Annotated in this window: 14 protein-coding genes; 8 read left to right on the top strand and 6 right to left on the bottom strand. The window is 73.8% G+C overall.

Annotated features, from left to right (window positions below):
* Positions 1-19: 19 nt before the first annotated feature.
* Positions 20-772, bottom strand: coding sequence for a diacylglycerol kinase family protein (locus OIE51_RS13110; RefSeq protein WP_326597830.1), 753 nt, complete (start codon positions 770-772; stop codon positions 20-22).
* 133 nt (positions 773-905) lie between these two features.
* Between OIE51_RS13110 and OIE51_RS13105 the strand changes: the two genes are divergently transcribed.
* On the top strand, positions 906-2189 hold the full coding sequence (locus OIE51_RS13105; protein ID WP_326597829.1) for an adenylosuccinate synthase: 1284 nt from the start codon (positions 906-908) through the stop codon (positions 2187-2189).
* An 83-nt stretch (positions 2190-2272) separates the two neighbouring features.
* Here OIE51_RS13105 and OIE51_RS13100 read toward each other — a convergent pair whose 3' ends face one another.
* The 4 genes from OIE51_RS13100 to OIE51_RS13085 all read right to left on the bottom strand — a co-directional run bounded on the left by OIE51_RS13100 (position 2273) and on the right by OIE51_RS13085 (position 8200).
* Positions 2273-4516 (bottom strand): protein kinase domain-containing protein, encoded by a 2244-nt coding sequence (locus tag OIE51_RS13100; RefSeq protein ID WP_326597828.1) that lies wholly within the window; start codon positions 4514-4516, stop codon positions 2273-2275.
* A 177-nt stretch (positions 4517-4693) separates the two neighbouring features.
* Positions 4694-6694, bottom strand: coding sequence for a serine/threonine protein kinase (locus tag OIE51_RS13095; RefSeq protein WP_326597827.1), 2001 nt, complete (start codon positions 6692-6694; stop codon positions 4694-4696).
* A 403-nt stretch (positions 6695-7097) separates the two neighbouring features.
* Complete coding sequence (locus tag OIE51_RS13090) at positions 7098-7595, bottom strand: MarR family winged helix-turn-helix transcriptional regulator (protein WP_326597826.1); 498 nt, start codon at positions 7593-7595, stop codon at positions 7098-7100.
* A complete protein-coding gene (locus OIE51_RS13085; RefSeq protein ID WP_326597825.1) occupies positions 7592-8200 on the bottom strand; it encodes a DJ-1/PfpI family protein in 609 nt (202 codons plus the stop codon). Before OIE51_RS13085 ends, OIE51_RS13090 begins: the two co-directional genes overlap by 4 nt.
* A gap of 94 nt (positions 8201-8294) precedes the next feature.
* On the opposite strand from OIE51_RS13085, the gene OIE51_RS13080 reads away from it, so the two are divergent.
* Together OIE51_RS13080 and OIE51_RS13075 are read left to right on the top strand one after the other, a co-directional pair.
* Positions 8295-8948, top strand: coding sequence for a GntR family transcriptional regulator (locus OIE51_RS13080; RefSeq protein WP_326600613.1), 654 nt, complete (start codon positions 8295-8297; stop codon positions 8946-8948).
* Positions 8949-8995: 47 nt separating this feature from the next.
* The gene (locus OIE51_RS13075; protein WP_326597824.1) at positions 8996-9646 is read left to right on the top strand and encodes a hypothetical protein; all 651 of its coding nucleotides are present in this window, start codon (positions 8996-8998) and stop codon (positions 9644-9646) included.
* A 118-nt stretch (positions 9647-9764) separates the two neighbouring features.
* Here OIE51_RS13075 and OIE51_RS13070 read toward each other — a convergent pair whose 3' ends face one another.
* Entirely contained in the window at positions 9765-10436 is a 672-nt protein-coding gene (locus OIE51_RS13070; RefSeq protein WP_326597823.1) for an SLATT domain-containing protein, read from the bottom strand.
* Positions 10437-10604: 168 nt separating this feature from the next.
* Between OIE51_RS13070 and purD the strand changes: the two genes are divergently transcribed.
* From purD to OIE51_RS13045, 5 genes are all read left to right on the top strand, one after another.
* Entirely contained in the window at positions 10605-11891 is a 1287-nt protein-coding gene (gene purD, locus OIE51_RS13065; protein WP_326597822.1) for a phosphoribosylamine--glycine ligase, read from the top strand.
* A 212-nt stretch (positions 11892-12103) separates the two neighbouring features.
* Positions 12104-13663 (top strand): hypothetical protein, encoded by a 1560-nt coding sequence (locus tag OIE51_RS13060; protein ID WP_326597821.1) that lies wholly within the window; start codon positions 12104-12106, stop codon positions 13661-13663.
* Between the two features lie 225 nt (positions 13664-13888).
* A complete protein-coding gene (locus OIE51_RS13055; protein WP_326597820.1) occupies positions 13889-15361 on the top strand; it encodes a N,N-dimethylformamidase beta subunit family domain-containing protein in 1473 nt (490 codons plus the stop codon).
* Positions 15362-15453: 92 nt separating this feature from the next.
* Positions 15454-16368: a phosphoribosylaminoimidazolesuccinocarboxamide synthase gene (locus tag OIE51_RS13050; RefSeq protein WP_326597819.1), complete on the top strand. Its 915-nt coding sequence runs from the start codon at positions 15454-15456 to the stop codon at positions 16366-16368.
* A 202-nt stretch (positions 16369-16570) separates the two neighbouring features.
* Positions 16571-16750 (top strand): hypothetical protein, encoded by a 180-nt coding sequence (locus OIE51_RS13045; protein WP_326597818.1) that lies wholly within the window; start codon positions 16571-16573, stop codon positions 16748-16750.
* The last annotated feature ends 221 nt before the right edge of the window (positions 16751-16971 follow it).

Genomic DNA, 16971 nt, shown 5'->3' with positions numbered 1-16971 from the left:
GCCTGATCACCGGGACCGATCAGCGCACTGGCACCGTCAGCCGCAGCGCGCCCGGCCGCACGGTCCAGGTCCGCGCCCGCGTCGGTCCCGAGTCCACCGCGTCCGCCCGGTAGCTGAACGCGGGCCCCGAGACCGTCACCGACAGCGCCCGCGCCCGCACGTCGCCCTGCCCGGTCGGCCCGGCGCTGACCACCACCTCGGCCAGTCCGTCGGTCGCCCGCACCGAGATCCCCGCCACCGGCCGGTCGCCGTCCGCCAGCACCCGCCCGTCCGCCTCCACCCGCAGCCGCTGCCGGGGCCGGTGCACGGTCCGCCACCACAGCGCCGTCGGCCCCGAGACGCGGGCGCGCGGCGCGGGGATGCCGAGCGCCCCCAGCACCACGCCGCCCGCGTCGTCCGTCAGCACGTCCACCCGCCGGACCGCGCCGCCGAGGATCGCGCGGGAGGCCATCACCGCGTCGGTCGGTACCCCCAGCGCCCGCGCCACCACCAGTGTCGGTCCCGGGCCGACCGGCACCAGGCCCAGCGGGCTGGTGCCCAACTCACCGCTGCGGAGCAGCAGCCCCACCGCGCGCAGCAGCGCCCCGTCGTCCCCGACGATCACCACCCGACGGCCGCCCTTGCGGGCCAACACCCGCTTCATCGCCTGTGGTTGGTCCAGCACGCACACCTTGACGTCACCCGCGGCCGACCCCGCGCACAGGACATCTCTGGCGATCCGCACCGATTCCCCGTCCGTCTGCCGAGCCGTCGGGTCGATGACGATGAGCACCTGATTGTTCGCCTCCCGGCTGCGTCTCCCGTAAGCTCTCTGTGCAAGAGCCCCTGTCGCGATTGCGCCAGGGGTTTTCGTCGATCCGGGGCAGCCCTTGCGTAGATGCCCCGCTCGAAAGGGGTGTACGCCTGTGCCCGCACTTGTGCTGCTCGGCGCTCAGTGGGGTGATGAAGGCAAAGGCAAGGCCACCGACCTGCTCGGTGGTTCGGTGGATTACGTGGTGCGCTACCAGGGCGGGAACAACGCCGGCCACACGGTGGTCGTCGGTGACCAGAAGTACGCGCTGCATCTGCTGCCCTCCGGAATCCTCTCCCCTGGCTGCGTCCCCGTGATCGGCAACGGCGTCGTCGTCGACCCCAAGGTGCTGCTCGCCGAGCTGAAGGGGCTCCAGGACCGGGGCGTGGACACCTCGCGGCTGCTGCTCAGCGGCAACGCGCACCTGATCACGTCGTACCACCAGACGCTGGACAAGGTGTCCGAGCGCTTCCTCGGCAAGCGGAAGATCGGCACCACCGGCCGCGGTATCGGCCCCACCTACGCCGATAAGATCAACCGGCAGGGCATCCGCGTGCAGGACCTGTTCGACGAATCGATCCTGCGGCAGAAGGTCGACGCCGCGCTCGACCACAAGAACCAGGTCCTCGCCAAGCTCTACAACCGCCGGGCGATCGCCCCCGAGCAGGTCGTGGACGAGCTGCTCGGGTACGCCGAGCAGCTGAAGGACCTGGTCCGCGACACCACGCTCGTGCTCAACCAGGCCTTGGACGAGGGCAAGGTCGTGCTGCTGGAGGGCGGGCAGGGCACCCTGCTCGATGTCGACCACGGCACCTATCCGTTCGTCACCTCCTCCAACCCGACCGCGGGCGGCGCCTGCACGGGCTCCGGCATCGGACCGACCCGGATCAACCGTGTGATCGGCATCCTGAAGGCGTACACCACGCGCGTCGGCGCCGGCCCGTTCCCCACCGAGCTGCACGACGCGGACGGCGAGGCGCTGCGCACCATCGGCGGCGAGTTCGGCGTGACCACCGGGCGCGACCGGCGCTGCGGCTGGTTCGACGCGGTGATCGCCCGCTACGCGACCCGGGTCAACGGGCTGACCGACTTCTTCCTCACCAAGCTCGACGTGCTCACCGGCTGGGAGCGCATCCCGGTCTGCGTCGCGTACGAGATCGACGGCCGGCGGGTGGAGGAGCTGCCCTACAGCCAGACGGACTTCCACCACGCCACACCTGTCTACGAGTACCTGCCGGGGTGGACGGAGAGCCTGGCCGGGGCCAGGTCCTTCGAGGACCTGCCGAAGAACGCGCAGGCGTACGTCCTCACCCTCCAGGACCTCTCCGGCGCGCCGATCTCCGCGATCGGCGTCGGCCCGGGGCGTGACGAGACGATCGAGATCACTCCGTTCGTGTAGCGGCGCCCCGCGAGCGAGCGCGCGCGTACGGAACGGGGAAGGGCGGGCCCGAGGTACCGGGCCCGCCCTCCGTGTTCCCTCGGTCAGTAGGCCTCGCGGTTCACCGTGAAGGAGTCACCGCCGTCCGTGGCGTACGGCGTGAAGGTGATGACCTCGGCCTTGTCGTCGGCCGGCTCCCACTCCAGGAGGTAGGAGGGCAGCGGGTCGCAGCTCCCCGACGTCACGCGGCCGGGGCCGACGAGGATGGACGCGGCATCCAGGCCGCCCGAGATCATCACGGACTCCCAGGTGCAGGAGCCGTCGGACCAGGTCAGGGCGAGCGAACCGGCGTAGCTGGTGGTCTCGGTCTCGATCGAGAAGCCCGAGCCGGTGTACGTCTGGCTGTGGATGTCGTACGGCATGCCGTCCGAGTCGCTCTGCATTCCGGCCGGCGCCAGCTCCGCGTGCCACTGGCCGGAGGTCCACACCAGCGTGCCGCCGTTCATCTCCAGCGTCTGGGCGGTGTACGGGTTGCACGTCGCGCCGTCGGGCGAGGTGGCGGTGATGCCGGTGCCGTTGATGGTCAGGCCGCCGTTGGAGGAGACGAGCTGCGCCTGCTCCTCGCACAGGACGTTGTCGAGCACGGTCCACTGGGTGGCCACCGTGTCGCCGCCGTATCCGCTGTCGAGCTCGATGCGCTGGAAGAAGCCGACCTCGTTGCCGTCCTCGTTCAGGACCGGGCCCTCCCAGGCGCCGATGTACTCGCTGCCGACCGTGGCGCTCGGGTCGATCTGCGGGTCACCGGTCGGCTGGTCGGTGGGCTGATCGGTCGGCTCGTCCGTGGGCTCGTCCGTCGGGCTGTCGGTCGGCTCGTCCGTCGGTTCGCCGGTGCGGTCGTCGGTGGGCTGGCCCGTCTCGGTGCCGTCGTCCCCCGCCTCGTCGTCCGAGTCGCCGCCGAAGGCGAAGACGGCGGCGCCCGCGGCGATCGCGAAGACCGCGACCGCGGCGACGATGATCAGGGCCAGGTTCTTCTTCTTGGGGGGACCGCCCGGGCCGCCGGGACCACCGGGGCCGCCAGGGCCACCCGGGTAGCCCGGCCCGTAGGGCCCGGACACCTCCGGCGACCCGACCTGCGGGTAGCCGTACCCCGGAGTGCCGGGCGCCTGCTGCGGATATCCGTAGCCGCCCGCTCCGGGGGGCGGGGGGGTGCCGTAGCCACCCGCGCCGGGCGGCGGCGGTGTGCCGTAGCCGGGCGGGGGAGCGGCGGAGGTCATCGTCGCCATCGCGTCCACGCCCGCGTTCGGCTGCGGGCTCGGCGGCGGGGTGCCCGGCACGCTGAACTGCGTCGGCGTCGGCGGCGCCATCGGCACCCCGGCCTGCGGCGGCGGAGGAGTGGGTATGGAGGTCGGGGGCAGCGGCGTCGGCGGCATGTGCGGCATGGCCGGGTGCGGCTTGGTCATCGGGATCGGCGGCGCCTGGAGCGGGTCCTCGGAGTCGAGCAGCTCGACGGCGTGCCGGCCCAGCTTCGCCACCAGCGCGCCGGGCAGCCACGGCTCGTCCTCGTCGTCGGCGGCCCGCGTCGCCGCCAGCAGCTCGTCCAGGCTGGGGCGGTCCGCCGGGTGCTGGGACAGGCAGCGCTCGATCAGCGGGCGGATGCCGTCCGGCACTTCGGTCAGGTCCTGCTGGCCCTGCACGATCCGCAGCATCAGGGCGGTCATCGCCGTGTTGGCGTCCCCGAACGGCGTCCGGCCGGTGGCCGCGAAGGTCAGCACCGAGCCGAGGCAGAAGATGTCGCTGGCGGCCGTCAGGACCTCGCCGCGGCACTGCTCGGGCGACATGAATCCGGGCGAGCCCACGGCCGCGCCGGTCCTCGTCAGGCCATCGCCGTTGCCCTCCAGGGCGCGGGCGATGCCGAAGTCGATGACGCGCGGCCCATCGATGGTGATCATCACATTGGATGGCTTCAGGTCCCGGTGCACCAGACCGGCCGCGTGAATGTCCTGCAACGCCCGGACCAGGCCGTTCGCCAGGATGCTCAGCGTGCGCTCCGGAAGGCGGCCGTACGTCTGGGCGATGACCTCGTGCAGCGAGGGACCCGCCACATAGCCGGTCGCCACCCAGGGTGTCTCGGCCTCGGTGTCACACCCGAGAACGGGGGCGGTCCAGTCGCCGCCGACCGCGCGGGCGGCCTCGACCTCCTGCTGGAAGCGCCGACGGAACTCGGGCTGCGCCGCGAGCTCTGGTTGGACCAGTTTGACGGCCACTGTGCGCCCGCGGTCGGAGCGGGCGAGATACACACTGCCCATTCCGCCGGCGCCCAATTTCCCCAGCAGCCTGTACTGGCCCACGCGTTGAGGATCTGTCGGCCCGAGCGGTTTCATGCTGTCTTACTCCTCTTCGCTCCGGTAAGCCCCATGAGAATACGGGCGCCCGTACACAATGAGGGGGACAGAGGCCGAACCGTAATCGGTTCCCGGTCTCGTCGTGAGGTTGGGGCCCGTGCTGTTTTGTGACCGGGGGCTTACCTAGTCGTTGCGATCGACCTCGGCCGGATCGGCTTCCAGGTCATCGAGCCACAGCAAGCGGATCGTGTCATCGTCGCCCTCCTCGCTCCACAGCCGGAAGCTCGCGTAGGCGCGGCATGGCTCATCCCCCGGGTTCTCGACGACGACATCGGGACCGAGGGTGATCTCCCGACCCTCGACCTTGACGAGGCGATTCTCCCAGACGCAGGTGGGCTCGCCGTCCACGGATCTCTCGTAGCGCAGGACGGAGTCGCCGATCGAGCCCTGGCTGATGGTGATGAGGTCCTCGATCTCCTCGTCATCGTCGTTCGTGCCCTCGTCGCGCCACTGGCCGACCAGCGTCTCCGGCACGTCGGTCGCGTCGCTGCGCTCGGCCGAGGCGAGCGTCGTGCTCTGGGAGCTGTACCGCCACTCCATCTCCTCGCCATCCTCGGACAGGCGCAGCGTCTGGACCGTGTCGTTGTCGCGGCAGGACTCGTCGGCCTGCTCCTCCGGGACCGCCCAGTCGGCCTGCTCGGTGAACGCCAGCTCGCCGCCGAACGATCCCAGCACCATGCGGTAGGCGCACAGCGTGGTCTCGGTGAGGGTCAGGGCGGTGCCGATGACGTCGCCCTCGTCGCCCTGGTGGATCTCGAAGCGCAGCTCCTTCACCTCGTCGTTCTCGTTGGTGTACTCGCCCTGCCAGGCGCCGAGATACGCCTCGTCGATGGTGGGGTCGTCCGAGCCGCCGCTCAGCTGCTGGGCGACGATCACACCGAGGACCGCCATCACCACCAGCAGGGCGACCGCCCCGAGCACGGCCGGTGCCCGGCGCGAGCGTCGCTGCGGCGGGAGTGGACCCGACGGGTAGGGCGAGGGGCCGTAACCGCCGAGGGAGTTCGGCATCGAGGGGGCCGGCGGCTGGTACGAGCCGTTCGGCTGCGAGTACGGCGAGGGTACGGGCGTGGGCCTCGGCTGCCGCGTGGCGTGCGGCGAGGGCCACGAGGCCGGCCCGGGGGGCGATGGCGCCGGCCGCGGGAGCGGGGTCGACGCGGTCGGCGGGAGCTGGGTGGCGGTCGCCTGGGGCGGGGGCGCCTTGACGGCCGGGGTGTCGGTGCGGCTCTCGGGGTTCTCCGAGTCGAGCAACTCGACGGCGTGCCGCCCGAGCTGGGCGATGAGCTCGCCGGGCAGCCAGGGCTCGCGCGAGCCGTCGTGCGTGGTGGCGCTCAGCAGCTCCTCCACCGAGGGGCGGCGCTCCGGCTCCTTGGCGAGGCAGTCGGCTATGAGCTGGCGCAGGCCCTCCGGGATGTCCGTGAGGTCCGGCGTCTCCTCGGCGATGCGGAACATGAGGATGTGGACGCCCGAGTCGAGCGTGCCGAACGGGGTGCGGCCGGTGGCGGTGTAGGCGAGCAGCGAGCCGAGGCAGAACACGTCGCTGGCGGGGGTCAGTCGCTGGCCGCGCACCTGCTCGGGGGACATGAAGCCGGGCGAGCCGACCGTGGCGCCGGTCCGGGTCAGCGCCTCGCCGGTCTGCTCCAGGGCACGCGCGATGCCGAAGTCGATGACGCGCGGTCCGTCGATGGTGACCAGCACGTTGGACGGCTTCAGGTCCCGGTGCACGAGGCCGGCGCCGTGGATGTCGCTCAGGGCGTGGGCCAGGCCGTTGGCCAGCAGGCGCACGCTGCGCTCGGGCAGCGGGCCGAAGTCGCGGCCGACCACCTCGTGCAGCGAGGGGCCGGCGATGTACCCGGTGGCGACCCAGGGCGTGGCGGCCTCGGTGTCGGCGTCGAGAACGGGCGCGGTCCACCGGCCCCCGACCTGGCGCGCCGCGGTGATCTCCAGCGCGAAACGGCGCCGGAAGTCCCGTTCCTGGGCCAGCTCGGACCTGATCGTCTTCACCGCCACGGTGCGACCGCGCTCGGAGCGGGCCAGGAAGACCTGTCCCATTCCCCCTTCCCCGAGCCTGGCGAGCAGCCGGTACTGTCCGATCCGGTGCGGGTCGTTTGGCATCAGCCGGTCCATATGGAGCAGCTCCCCCGATGTGTCGTTGGTTGCCTCACCGAGGATAGAGGTGAACGCCTCGGCAGCCTATGCGGGTCACCCGGCGCTCTCCCCGGTGGCCCCGGGCGCCGTCGCCCGCGGCGATCCGCGCGTGCCGCTCGACGGTGATCCGCCGGACCAGGAGAAACGCGGCCGGGGCCGCGGCCACGCTCAGCCCTCTCCGGTGATGGTCGGCACACCGGGGCTTGCGGTAGAGCGAGGCGGGCAGAGGAGCGCCCGCCACCCGTGGACCGGGGCCGCGGCCGGGGACGTGGGCGGGGACGTGGGCGGGGCCGTGGGCGGGGACGGCGAACGGCGCGAGACGCGCCCGACGTCGAGGGCGGGTGGGCGGGAGAGAAACGGGAGGCGACGGCGCGCCCGACTGTCAGGCGCCGTCCACCCCCGTGCCCGCGCCCCCCGCGCTCCGCTCACCGTCGAGCCGGTCCAGCGCCTCGGACAGCCGGGTCAGCGCGCCCAGCGTCTCGGCGAACTCCCGCTCCCCGCCCAGCGCTCGCGCCAGCCGGGTGGCGAACTCCGCGTGTCCCGGCCCGATCCGCCCGATCGCCGCGCGGCCCTCGGCGGTCGGGGTGAGCAGCTTGGCCCGGCGGTGGGCCGGGTTGGGCTCGTACGCCGCCAGACCGCGCTCCACCAGCAGGTCCGCGACGCGCTGCACGCTCTGCCGGGTGATGCCCATGACCCGCGCGATGCCCGCGACCGGCAGCGGCTCGGGCAGCACCGCGCCCAGCACCTGCCACCACGCGGCCGTCAGCCCGGCGGGCCGCGCCAGCCGCTCGGCCACGGACAGGAACTGCCCGTTGAGCCGGAAGACGGCGAGCGCGGTCCCGGACAGCAGGTCCTGGCGCGCGGCCGTGTCGTCGCTCATCCGGCCGCCACCACGATCTCGTACGCCGCCGCGTCCGAGTGCGCGAAGAGCCGGAACCAGGCGTCCAGCACCTCGGGCTCGAAGACGCCGAGCCGCGCGAAGATCTCCCGGGCGAACGCCTCCGGGTCGGTCGGCCCGGCCGTGATGACGTCGCGGTCGGTGACCGCGTCGGCCTCCTGGTAGCGCGCGCCGCCGGCGTACTCGCTGAGCGCCAACACCCGCGCCGCCGCGCCCGTGTGCGCGCGATCGTCCAACAGGCCCTCGCGCGCCAGCCCGACCGTCGCCCCGCAGATCGCGGCCACCGGCACCCCGGCGTTCACGAAATCGCGTGCGGCGCGGGCGAACGGCGCCAGCGCCGTCGCGTCCATCCACAGGTCCGCGCCCGGCAGGATCAGCAGCGCGCTGTCCTCGGGCCGCAGCTCGTCGATCGCGCGGTCCGGCAGCCAGCGCACGCCGCCGATGGTCGTGACCGGCTCGGTGCTCGGTCCCACGGTCACCACGCGGTACCCGCGCCTGGCCAGCTCGGCGACGGCGTGGCCGGTCTCCCAGTCGGCGAGCGTGTCGTAGACGGCGAGATGGACGGTGGTCTGCTGGGTGGTGCTCACGGTGGCCTCCCGGCGCCGATGACGATGACAGCATCCTGTCGTTAGGACAGCCTTCTGTCAATTTCGGAAAACGTAGGTAGGCTGTGCTGCCGTGATTCAACGCAGCACCTTGCGCGAGCAACTCGCCGACGCCCTGCGGGAAGAAATCCTGGCCGGGCGGCTCGCCCCCGGCGGGGAGTTCACCGTCCGGGAGATCGCCGAGCAGTACGGCGTCTCCGCGACGCCGGTGCGCGAAGCCCTGGTGGACCTGTCGGCGCAGGGGCTGCTTGAGGTGGAACAGCACCGCGGCTTCCGGATCAAACGGTTCTCGCTGGCCGACTTCCGCTACATGATCGAGGCCCAGACCCTCGTCAGCGACGGGATACTCCACCACAACCCGGCGTTAAGCCTGCGCGAGGCGGTCCCGGAGGCGTTCACATCCATCCGCCGCCGCGCCGCCGCCGCTCGCCAGGCCGCCCTCGCCGGCGACCTCGACATCCTCATCGCCTACGACCTCCGCTTCTGGCGCGAGCTCGACGGGCTGCTCGGCAACCCCCACATCGGCGAGTTCCTCGACCGACTGCGCGTCGCCTGCTGGGCGTTCACCGTGCCGCACCTGCGCCGCCAGACCGGGCTCGCCGGCCGGCTGTGGGCGGGCCACCTCGAACTGGCCGACGCCGTCGAGCGCCAGGACGCCGCCGAGACCGACCGCCTGCTGCGCGCCCACCGTTCCCACGCGCTGGCCCTGGCGACGCAACTGGCCGACTAGGCTGGCAATTGCCGAACGTCCGAGAGAGCGCGAGAGAGAGCCGCTTCGTGGCATGTGACCTGTGGCTGGTCCCCCTCGTCGATGTGCTGTGCCACAGCCCCGACAACCCCTTCGCGGAAGAGCTCGCCGAGTACGACCGGGCCCTGGCCGAGGCCGGACTGCCGCCGGTGCCGGTCCACGGCTATGTCCCCGGCACGTCGGGCGCCGTCGCCCCGGTCGCCGGCTTCGATTACGCCGCGCTGCACCTGCTCCGCCGGGCGTATCTCCTCCAATTGAGCGGACTGCCCGTGACGCCCGCCGATGAGCTGGACGGCGACTACCAGCAGTTGCTGGAGATGTTCGAGACGAGCGCCCAGCAGGCGCATCTGGTCTGGCACTTCGACCACGCGGGCGCCTATGTCCCGGTGGACTTCCCGCACCCGCTGGTCAACGAATCACTGCTGGCCGGCGGCGGCCCGCTGGGCTCCAGCCACGGGTTGCTGCGCGAACTGGAGCTGGTCGCCCCGGTGCTGGACATCGATCCCCGCAACCCCCCGCCGCCCCCGGCCCCGCCCACCCGCCCCACCCGCCTGGAAGAGCCGGCGGCCCAACCAGGCTACGGCGACGGCCCGTTCGCCCAGGAGCGCCATGTATGGCTCGGCCTGCACGCGGCGGCGACCCGCAGCCTGGCCCAGAGCTCGATGATCGTCTTCAGCTAGCGGCTCCCCGCCGGGCCCTCGCGCGGCCACGAGAGGCGGCGCGGCGCCCCCGGACTTGGTCCGGGCGGCGCCCCCGGCCGACCGACCAGGGGGCACGGGCGCGGGTCACGGCCCGGTGTCACGGGCGGGGCGGCTCGCCGGGGCGCTGGCGGGGCATGCTCGGACGCCTGGCGGGCTCGCCCGGGAAACGGTGCCGGCGCGGGTGGTCGCCCTCGGCGCCCTCCGCCGCGGCCGGCGCCCGTTCCGCCACCGGGACCGCGCCCGCGCGGAATTCCCGCATCCAGTCCGCCGTCTCCGCCCGCACCAGCTCGGTGACGTCCTCCGAGAACCGGCGCAGCACCGCCAGCCGGCGCTCGGCCGCCTCACCCGGCGGGCCGTCCGGCTCCCGTACGTCCTCCGCCACCCAGTCGTAGCGCAGTGCCGCCAGCCGCCGCCGCAGCGCCTGCGCGGTCGCCATGTCCCGCATCCACCCCGACGTCAGCCCGAGATAGCGGTCACCCGCCAGGCACACCGCCGCGCCCAGCAGCGCCAGCAGGCCCCAGCGCTCCAGCCCGGCCCCCAGCAGCGGCAGCGCCACGCCGCCCGCCGCGCCCGCCAGCGTTCCGCCGCGCAGCAGCCGGGCCGCACGCCGTTTCCACAGCCGGTCCGCGAGGTACCACTCGACGGTCCGCAGCGCCTCCGCCTCCGCGCAGGCGTAGAGCTGCGCCAGCCGCGCGCCGCCGCCGTCCACCGGCCCGGCGCCGCCGCCTCCTTCGGACTCCTCGTACCGCTCGAACCGATCAGGGTGCATAACGGTATTTCTTACCGTTTCCACCGCCACCGACGGTCGGCCCGTCCGCGCCCGTTGTCCCGCGCGGGCGCGGAAACCGGCGGGAACCGGCGGCCGGTCGGTCGTTCCGCGCCCCGCCTCCTCACCCAAAAGAGTGGGCCGCCGAGCGCCGCCGTTAGGCTGCCCCGCGTGAGGATTCTTGTCATCGGCGGCGGCGCCCGCGAACACGCCCTGTGCCACGCACTCTCCCGCGACCCGGCCGTCACGGAGCTGCACTGCGCCCCCGGCAACGCCGGGACCGCCGAGGTGGCGACCCGGCACGAGGTCGACGCGCTCGACGGCGCCGCCGTCGCCGGGCTGGCCGGCCGGCTCGGCGCCGACCTCGTCGTCGTCGGCCCGGAGGCCCCCCTGGTGGCGGGCGTCGCGGACGCGGTCCGCGCCGCCGGGATTCCGGTCTTCGGCCCGTCCGGCGAGGCCGCCCGCCTGGAGGGCAGCAAGGCGTTCGCCAAGGAGGTCATGGCCGCCGCGGGCGTGCCGACCGCCCGCTCGTACGTCTGCGTCACCCCCGAGGAGGCCGACGAGGCGCTGGACGCCTTCGGCCCGCCGTACGTGGTGAAGGACGACGGCCTCGCGGCGGGCAAGGGCGTCGTGGTGACCGACGACCTGGAGCACGCCCGCGCGCACGCCCGCGCGTGTGACCGGGTCGTCATCGAGGAATTCCTCGACGGGCCCGAGGTCTCCCTCTTCGCGGTCACCGACGGCGAGGCCGTCGTGCCGCTGACGCCCGCCCAGGACTTCAAGCGCGCCCACGACGCCGACGCCGGCCCCAACACCGGCGGCATGGGCGCGTACTCGCCGCTGCCCTGGGCCGACCCGAAGCTCACCGACGAGGTGATGGAGACCGTCCTGCGGCCCACCGTCGATGAGATGCGCCGGCGCGGCACGCCGTTCTCCGGGCTGCTCTACGCCGGGCTCGCGCTCACCTCGCGCGGCGTGCGGGTCGTGGAGTTCAACGCGAGGTTCGGCGACCCGGAGACCCAGGTCGTGCTGGCCCGGCTGCGCACGCCGCTGGCCGGTCTGCTGCGCGCGGCGGCCACCGGCGAGCTGGCGGCGTTCCCGCCGCTGCGCTGGAGCGACGGCGCGGCCGTCACGGTGGTGATCGCGGCCGAGGGGTACCCGCAGGCGCCGCGCGCCGGTGACCCGATCGAGGGGCTGGCGGAGGTCGCCGAACACGACGGCCCCGAGGCGTACGTGCTGCACGCCGGGACGGCGCTCGACGCCGGGGGCCGCGTCGTCAGCGCGGGCGGGCGGGTGCTGTCCGTGACCGCGACGGGACCCGACCTCGCGCAGGCCAGGGCGCTGGCCTACCGTTCCGTGGCGCGCCTGAGGCTGGCCGGCTCGCACCACCGCACGGACATCGCCGCCCAGGCGGCCGGCGCGGTTCCCTCCTCTGCCCAAAGCCCCACCATCGAGTGAGCGTGGGGCCGAGCGGCTGACGTGTCGGCCCCGCCCAACTATGGTGCGGCGAAGCGACTTCCGCCGCGTCACCCGGCCCGCCGCCCCGCCCTACGGCGTTCGGCTCATCGCGCATTGCGATGTCGGCGGCCGGTGCCACAGTGGGAGAGCCGCCGGTCTTCGGACCGCGCGGAGTGGGCACTCGTGGGGTTCGGCGAAGCGGAGGGCAGGGCATGGTGCAGCACGAAGCGTCGCGCGACCGCAGACACTCCGCGCAGGATCACGCGCTCGCGGTGCTCCGCGTGCGGAACAACGCGCTGGCCCTCGGCCTGCTGCCCACGGCCCTCGCCGTGGTGCTGTTCGCCGGCAGCGGCGGCCCGGCCGCCGTGCTGCGCTGGCCCGCGGCGGCCGTCGCGGTTCTCTGCGGCGCCGTCGCCACCGCGGCCGGACTGACGATCGCCCGCGCCCGGCCCGTCGTCACCCCGACGATCGAGCTCACCGAGCGCTCGGCGCCCGCCCTGCACGGACTGATACGAGAGCTGGCGGAGCGGCTCGACGTGCCGCCGCCGAGCGCCATCGCCCTCACCCCCGACTGCGACAGCTGGCTGGAGGAGCCCCCGGGCCCGCCGCCGCCGCGCCGCCCGGCCGGGGCGGTGGCCCCGGTGCTGGTCATCGGCTCGCCGTTCCTGTGGTGGATGCGCGTCGCGGAGCTGCGCGCCCTGCTCGCGCCCGTCGTCGCGGGCACCGGGCCCTCCGCGCACCCCGACATCGCCTCCGCCCGCCGCTGCCTGCGCGCCTGGGACGCCTGCATAGGTCTGGCCGCCGACGTCTCGCCGGTCCGCCATCCGCTGCTGGCCCTCTCCGGCCGCGTCGCCCGGGTGATGCTGCGTGCCGCGGCCGGGCACAGCGCCGAGATGGAGCGCGGCGTCGCCGCCGCCGCGTCCGTTCGCGCCCAGATCGTCGACCCCGGGCTGCGGATCGTCGCGCAGGAGCAGGTCGGCCTGGCGTACGCGGGCTGGGACCGGCTGCTGACCCGCGTGGCGCTCCCGGCCTGGCGTATCGGCCGCTGGCCCAGGCGGCTGGACGCGGGCGCCGTCGCCGCGCTCACCGAGCTGTCCCGCCGCGACCGGCTCGCCGAGGGGTACGCCGCGCGGCTCGCCGAGCGCCCCGCTTGCGACCTGCTGGAGGAGCCGGGCACCGTGGACGAGGCGATCTCCCTGCTCGCCGCGCGCCTCTTCCACGGTGTCCCGTCCGGGCCGGGCGCCGAGTGGGCCCCCATCGACTGGGCGGAGTATCCGGAGGAGGTCGTGGACCGGAAGTGGCGCGACCGCGCGGCCCGCCTGTTCGCCGTGCTGGATGTCGCCGAGACCCCCACGCTGGACCGTGCCCTGAAGGGCCTGGTGGACGCCGCGGCGGCCGTGGACGGCACGGACGCGCTGGCCGCCCGCCTCGGCGCCGACGCCGCCCGCGCCGAGGCCCCGCCCGCCCCGCAGCCGGCGAGCCCACCCGGCGATCTTGCCCCGATGCCGTTCCCGCTCCAGGCGCCGCGCAGCGACCGGGACCTGCTGGTGGAGCACGTGGCCGCCGCCGTCTGCTGCGCCGCCGCCGACATGTCGAACGCCGCCCCCGGGCTGGACTGGCTGGACGGCCCGGTCCTCCTCCTCGGCGGCCGGCGGCGCGAGGACCTGTCGGCGCCGGTGCACAGCCTGGTGGACGACGGCGACCCGGCGCCGCTGCTGGACTGGCTCTCGGACGCCGGGGTCCGCCCCGACAAGCCGGTGCGCCTGGTCTGACGGGCGAGGAGGCGCGCGCCGGGCACCGGCCCAACAGCCAAGACAGGCGAGACATTTCCCCTTCGAGGGGGCTCGACACGCTGCGCCCCCGGCGCCACTATCAGGCAATCACCTCCGGCTGATTCCTGCGACGAGCGGTGACTGTTCGCTTGCTATATGTGATGTGCTGGGTTCCGGCATTCACCGTCCGGAGGCGCAGGGATCCGGAGGCGCAGGGAGGGGAGCTTGAGAGAGAGCACGGAACGCGTCCGGCGTTGGGAGTCGGGCGGCGCGTTCACCCACACGGTCGCCGATCCGTTCGGGCAGGGGCCGCTGCCCTGGCTCCGGGCCGGCGAGGGCCACCTGTCCGGCAGCGGCCACGCCGTCCTGCCCGCCCAGGTCGCCCGGCACTCCGCCCACCGGCCGTCGGGGCCCCGCACCGCCGACGACGTCCAGTGCCAGATCAAGGGCTTCACGACGGACGGCGCCGTCGCCCCCGGCCGGCCGCTGGACTTCCGGGTGACAGCCGACCCGCCCGGCGAGTTCACCATCGACATCTACCGAATCGGCCATTTCGACAACGACGGCGCCCAGTTGCTCCTGCGCAGCCCCAAGCTGATGGGCATCCGCCAGCCGCCCCCGCTGATCGCCGGCCGCGCCGTCTCCTGCCACAACTGGTGGCTGTCCTGGCGCCTCCAGGTCCCCGTGGACTGGCGGCCGGGCGCCCATGTCGCCGTCCTCACCACGGCGGACGGCGAATTCCGTTCGCACATCCCGTTCACCGTCCGGGACGACCGCCCCGCGGACCTCCTGTTGGTGCTCCCCGACATCACCTGGCAGGCGTACAACCTCTTCCCCGAGGACGGCCGCGGCGGCGCCAGCCTCTACCACGCCTGGGACGGCGCCGGCCGGCTGCTCGGCGAGCGGGACGCCGCCGTCACCGTCTCGTTCGACCGCCCTTACGCCGGCTCCGGCCTGCCCCTGCACGCCGGGCACGCCTACGACTTCATCCGCTGGGCCGAGCGCTACGGATACGACCTCGCGTACACCACGGCCCGCGACCTGCACGCCGGGCGCGTCACCCCCTCCCGGTACCGGGGCCTGATCTTCTGCGGCCACGACGAGTACTGGTCGGCCCCCATGCGCCAGGCCGTCGAGGACGCCCGCGACGGCGGCACCTCCCTGGTCTTCCTCTCCGCCAACACCATGTACTGGCAGGTGTCGCTGGGCCCGCTGCCCTCCGGTGACGAGGACCGGCTGCTGAGCTGCCGCAAGCGCCAGGGCCCCGGCCGCGCCGTGCTCTGGCGCGAGCAGGGCCGCGCGGAGCAGCTCCTGCTCGGCATCCAGTACGCCGGCCAGGTCCCGCGCCCGCATCCGCTGATCGTGCGCAACGCCGGACACTGGCTGTGGGAGGCCACCGGCGCCCGGGAGGGCGACGAACTGCCGGGCCTCGTCGCGGGCGAGGCGGACCGTTACTTCCCGCGCACCCCGTTGCCCGACGCGCTCAGCCGCGTTCTGCTCGCCCACTCCCCGTACCGCGACGGGTCGGGCGCCCGCCGCCATCAGGAGACGTCGCTGTACCGGGCGCCGAGCGGAGCCTGGGTGTTCGCGTCGGGAACCTTCGCGTGGTCGCCCGCGCTGAGCCGCCCCGGGCACACGGACGCGCGTATCCAGCGCGCCACCGCGAACCTCCTGGACCGCATCTGCAAACGGGACTGACCGCGCCGCTCGCCCCCGCGACGAATCGGACACGGGCCTGCGTGACAATGGATCCGCGCGGCTCATCAACCCCAAGCTAGCCAGGAGGCGCTGTGCCAGGATTCGTTGAGAAGCCCGAGCCGGTGCTGGTGCCAGGACTTGTGCACCTGCACACCGGGAAGGTGCGCGATCTCTACCGGAACGAGGCGGGCGATCTCGTCATGGTCGCCAGCGACCGCGTGTCGGCCTACGACTGGGTGCTCGGCAGCGAGATCCCGGACAAGGGCCGGATCCTGACGAAACTCTCCCTGTGGTGGTTCGACCAGCTCGCCGATCTCGTGCCGAACCACCTGATCTCCGCCACCCCGCCCCCCGGGGCCCCCGCCGAGTGGGCGGGCCGCACCATGATCTGCCGCTCGCTGCGGATGATCCCGGTCGAGGCCGTCGCCCGCGGCTACCTGACCGGCTCGGGCCTTGAAGAGTACAACCGGGACCGCACGGTCTGCGGTCTCGCCCTCCCCGCGGGCCTGTCCGACGGCTCCGAGCTGCCCGGCCCGATCTTCACCCCCGCCACCAAGGCCGCCGTCGGCGCCCACGACGAGAACGTGAGCTATGAGGAGGTCGCCCGCCAGGTCGGCGCGGACATCGCCGCGAAGCTGCGCCAGACCACCATCGCCCTCTACGGCCGCGCCCGGACCATCGCCAGGGACCGCGGGCTCATCCTGGCCGACACCAAGTTCGAGTTCGGCCAGGCGGATGGCGCCGGTCCGGACGACCCGCTGGTCCTCGCCGACGAGGTGCTGACCCCGGACTCGTCCCGGTTCTGGCGCAAGGACGAATGGCAGCCGGGCAAGCAGCAGAAGCCCTACGACAAGCAGTACATCCGCGACTGGCTGACCTCCCCCGAAGCCACCTGGGACCGCACCGGCGACACCCCGCCCCCCGCCCTCCCCCAGGAAGTGGTGGACCAGACCCGGGCCCGCTACACGGAGGCGTACCACTTCCTGACCGGCCAGTCCTGGGACTGACCAGCCCCCCGCCGCGCCGAGCCCCACCCGCTTGGCGCGGCGTCCATCCACTGGCCCGGCGTTCCTTCGCCCGCCAGGAGAACGCCCCGCGGGACACCCTGACGGTGATCGCGGGCTCACGCGCGTTCGGCCCGGCCAGGGCCTCCTCCGACACCGACCGCCGCGGCGTCCTCGTCGCCCCGACCGAGGACCTTCGGGCGGCTTGGCCAAGCCGCCGCGGCATCCGGAGGACGCCGTCGAGACGGACCTCGTCACCCACGACCTGGCCGCCTTCGGCCGCCTCCCGCGGCGTCCGAACGGCTGTGTGCCGGAGCGGCTCCCGTCCCACCTGATGGTCGCGCCCCACCCGTGCACGCCGATCCGATCCCGTCGGCCCTTCTGACCGGCGATCCCGCCGTGCACAGCGACGACCTTGAGCGCCCGCGCGTACCCCAACGGGGCCTGCTCGCGCGGCTTCAGCCAGATCCGGGCGAGGAGGCGCCATGCTCGTCGAGCCACGGGCGTCGAAGGCGTCGGCGCTGTCGGGAAAGAGGATTCCCCCGTTCTTCGGACACGCCCGCGGTCCATCCCGCCCCACCCGTCGTTCGACAATGTGGTCGGATA

It is taken from the genome of Streptomyces sp. NBC_01803 (assembly GCF_035917415.1).
Lineage (GTDB): Bacteria > Actinomycetota > Actinomycetes > Streptomycetales > Streptomycetaceae > Streptomyces.
The sequence above is the reverse complement of the archived record's forward strand: the minus strand, read 5'-3'. Positions and strand labels throughout refer to the sequence as shown.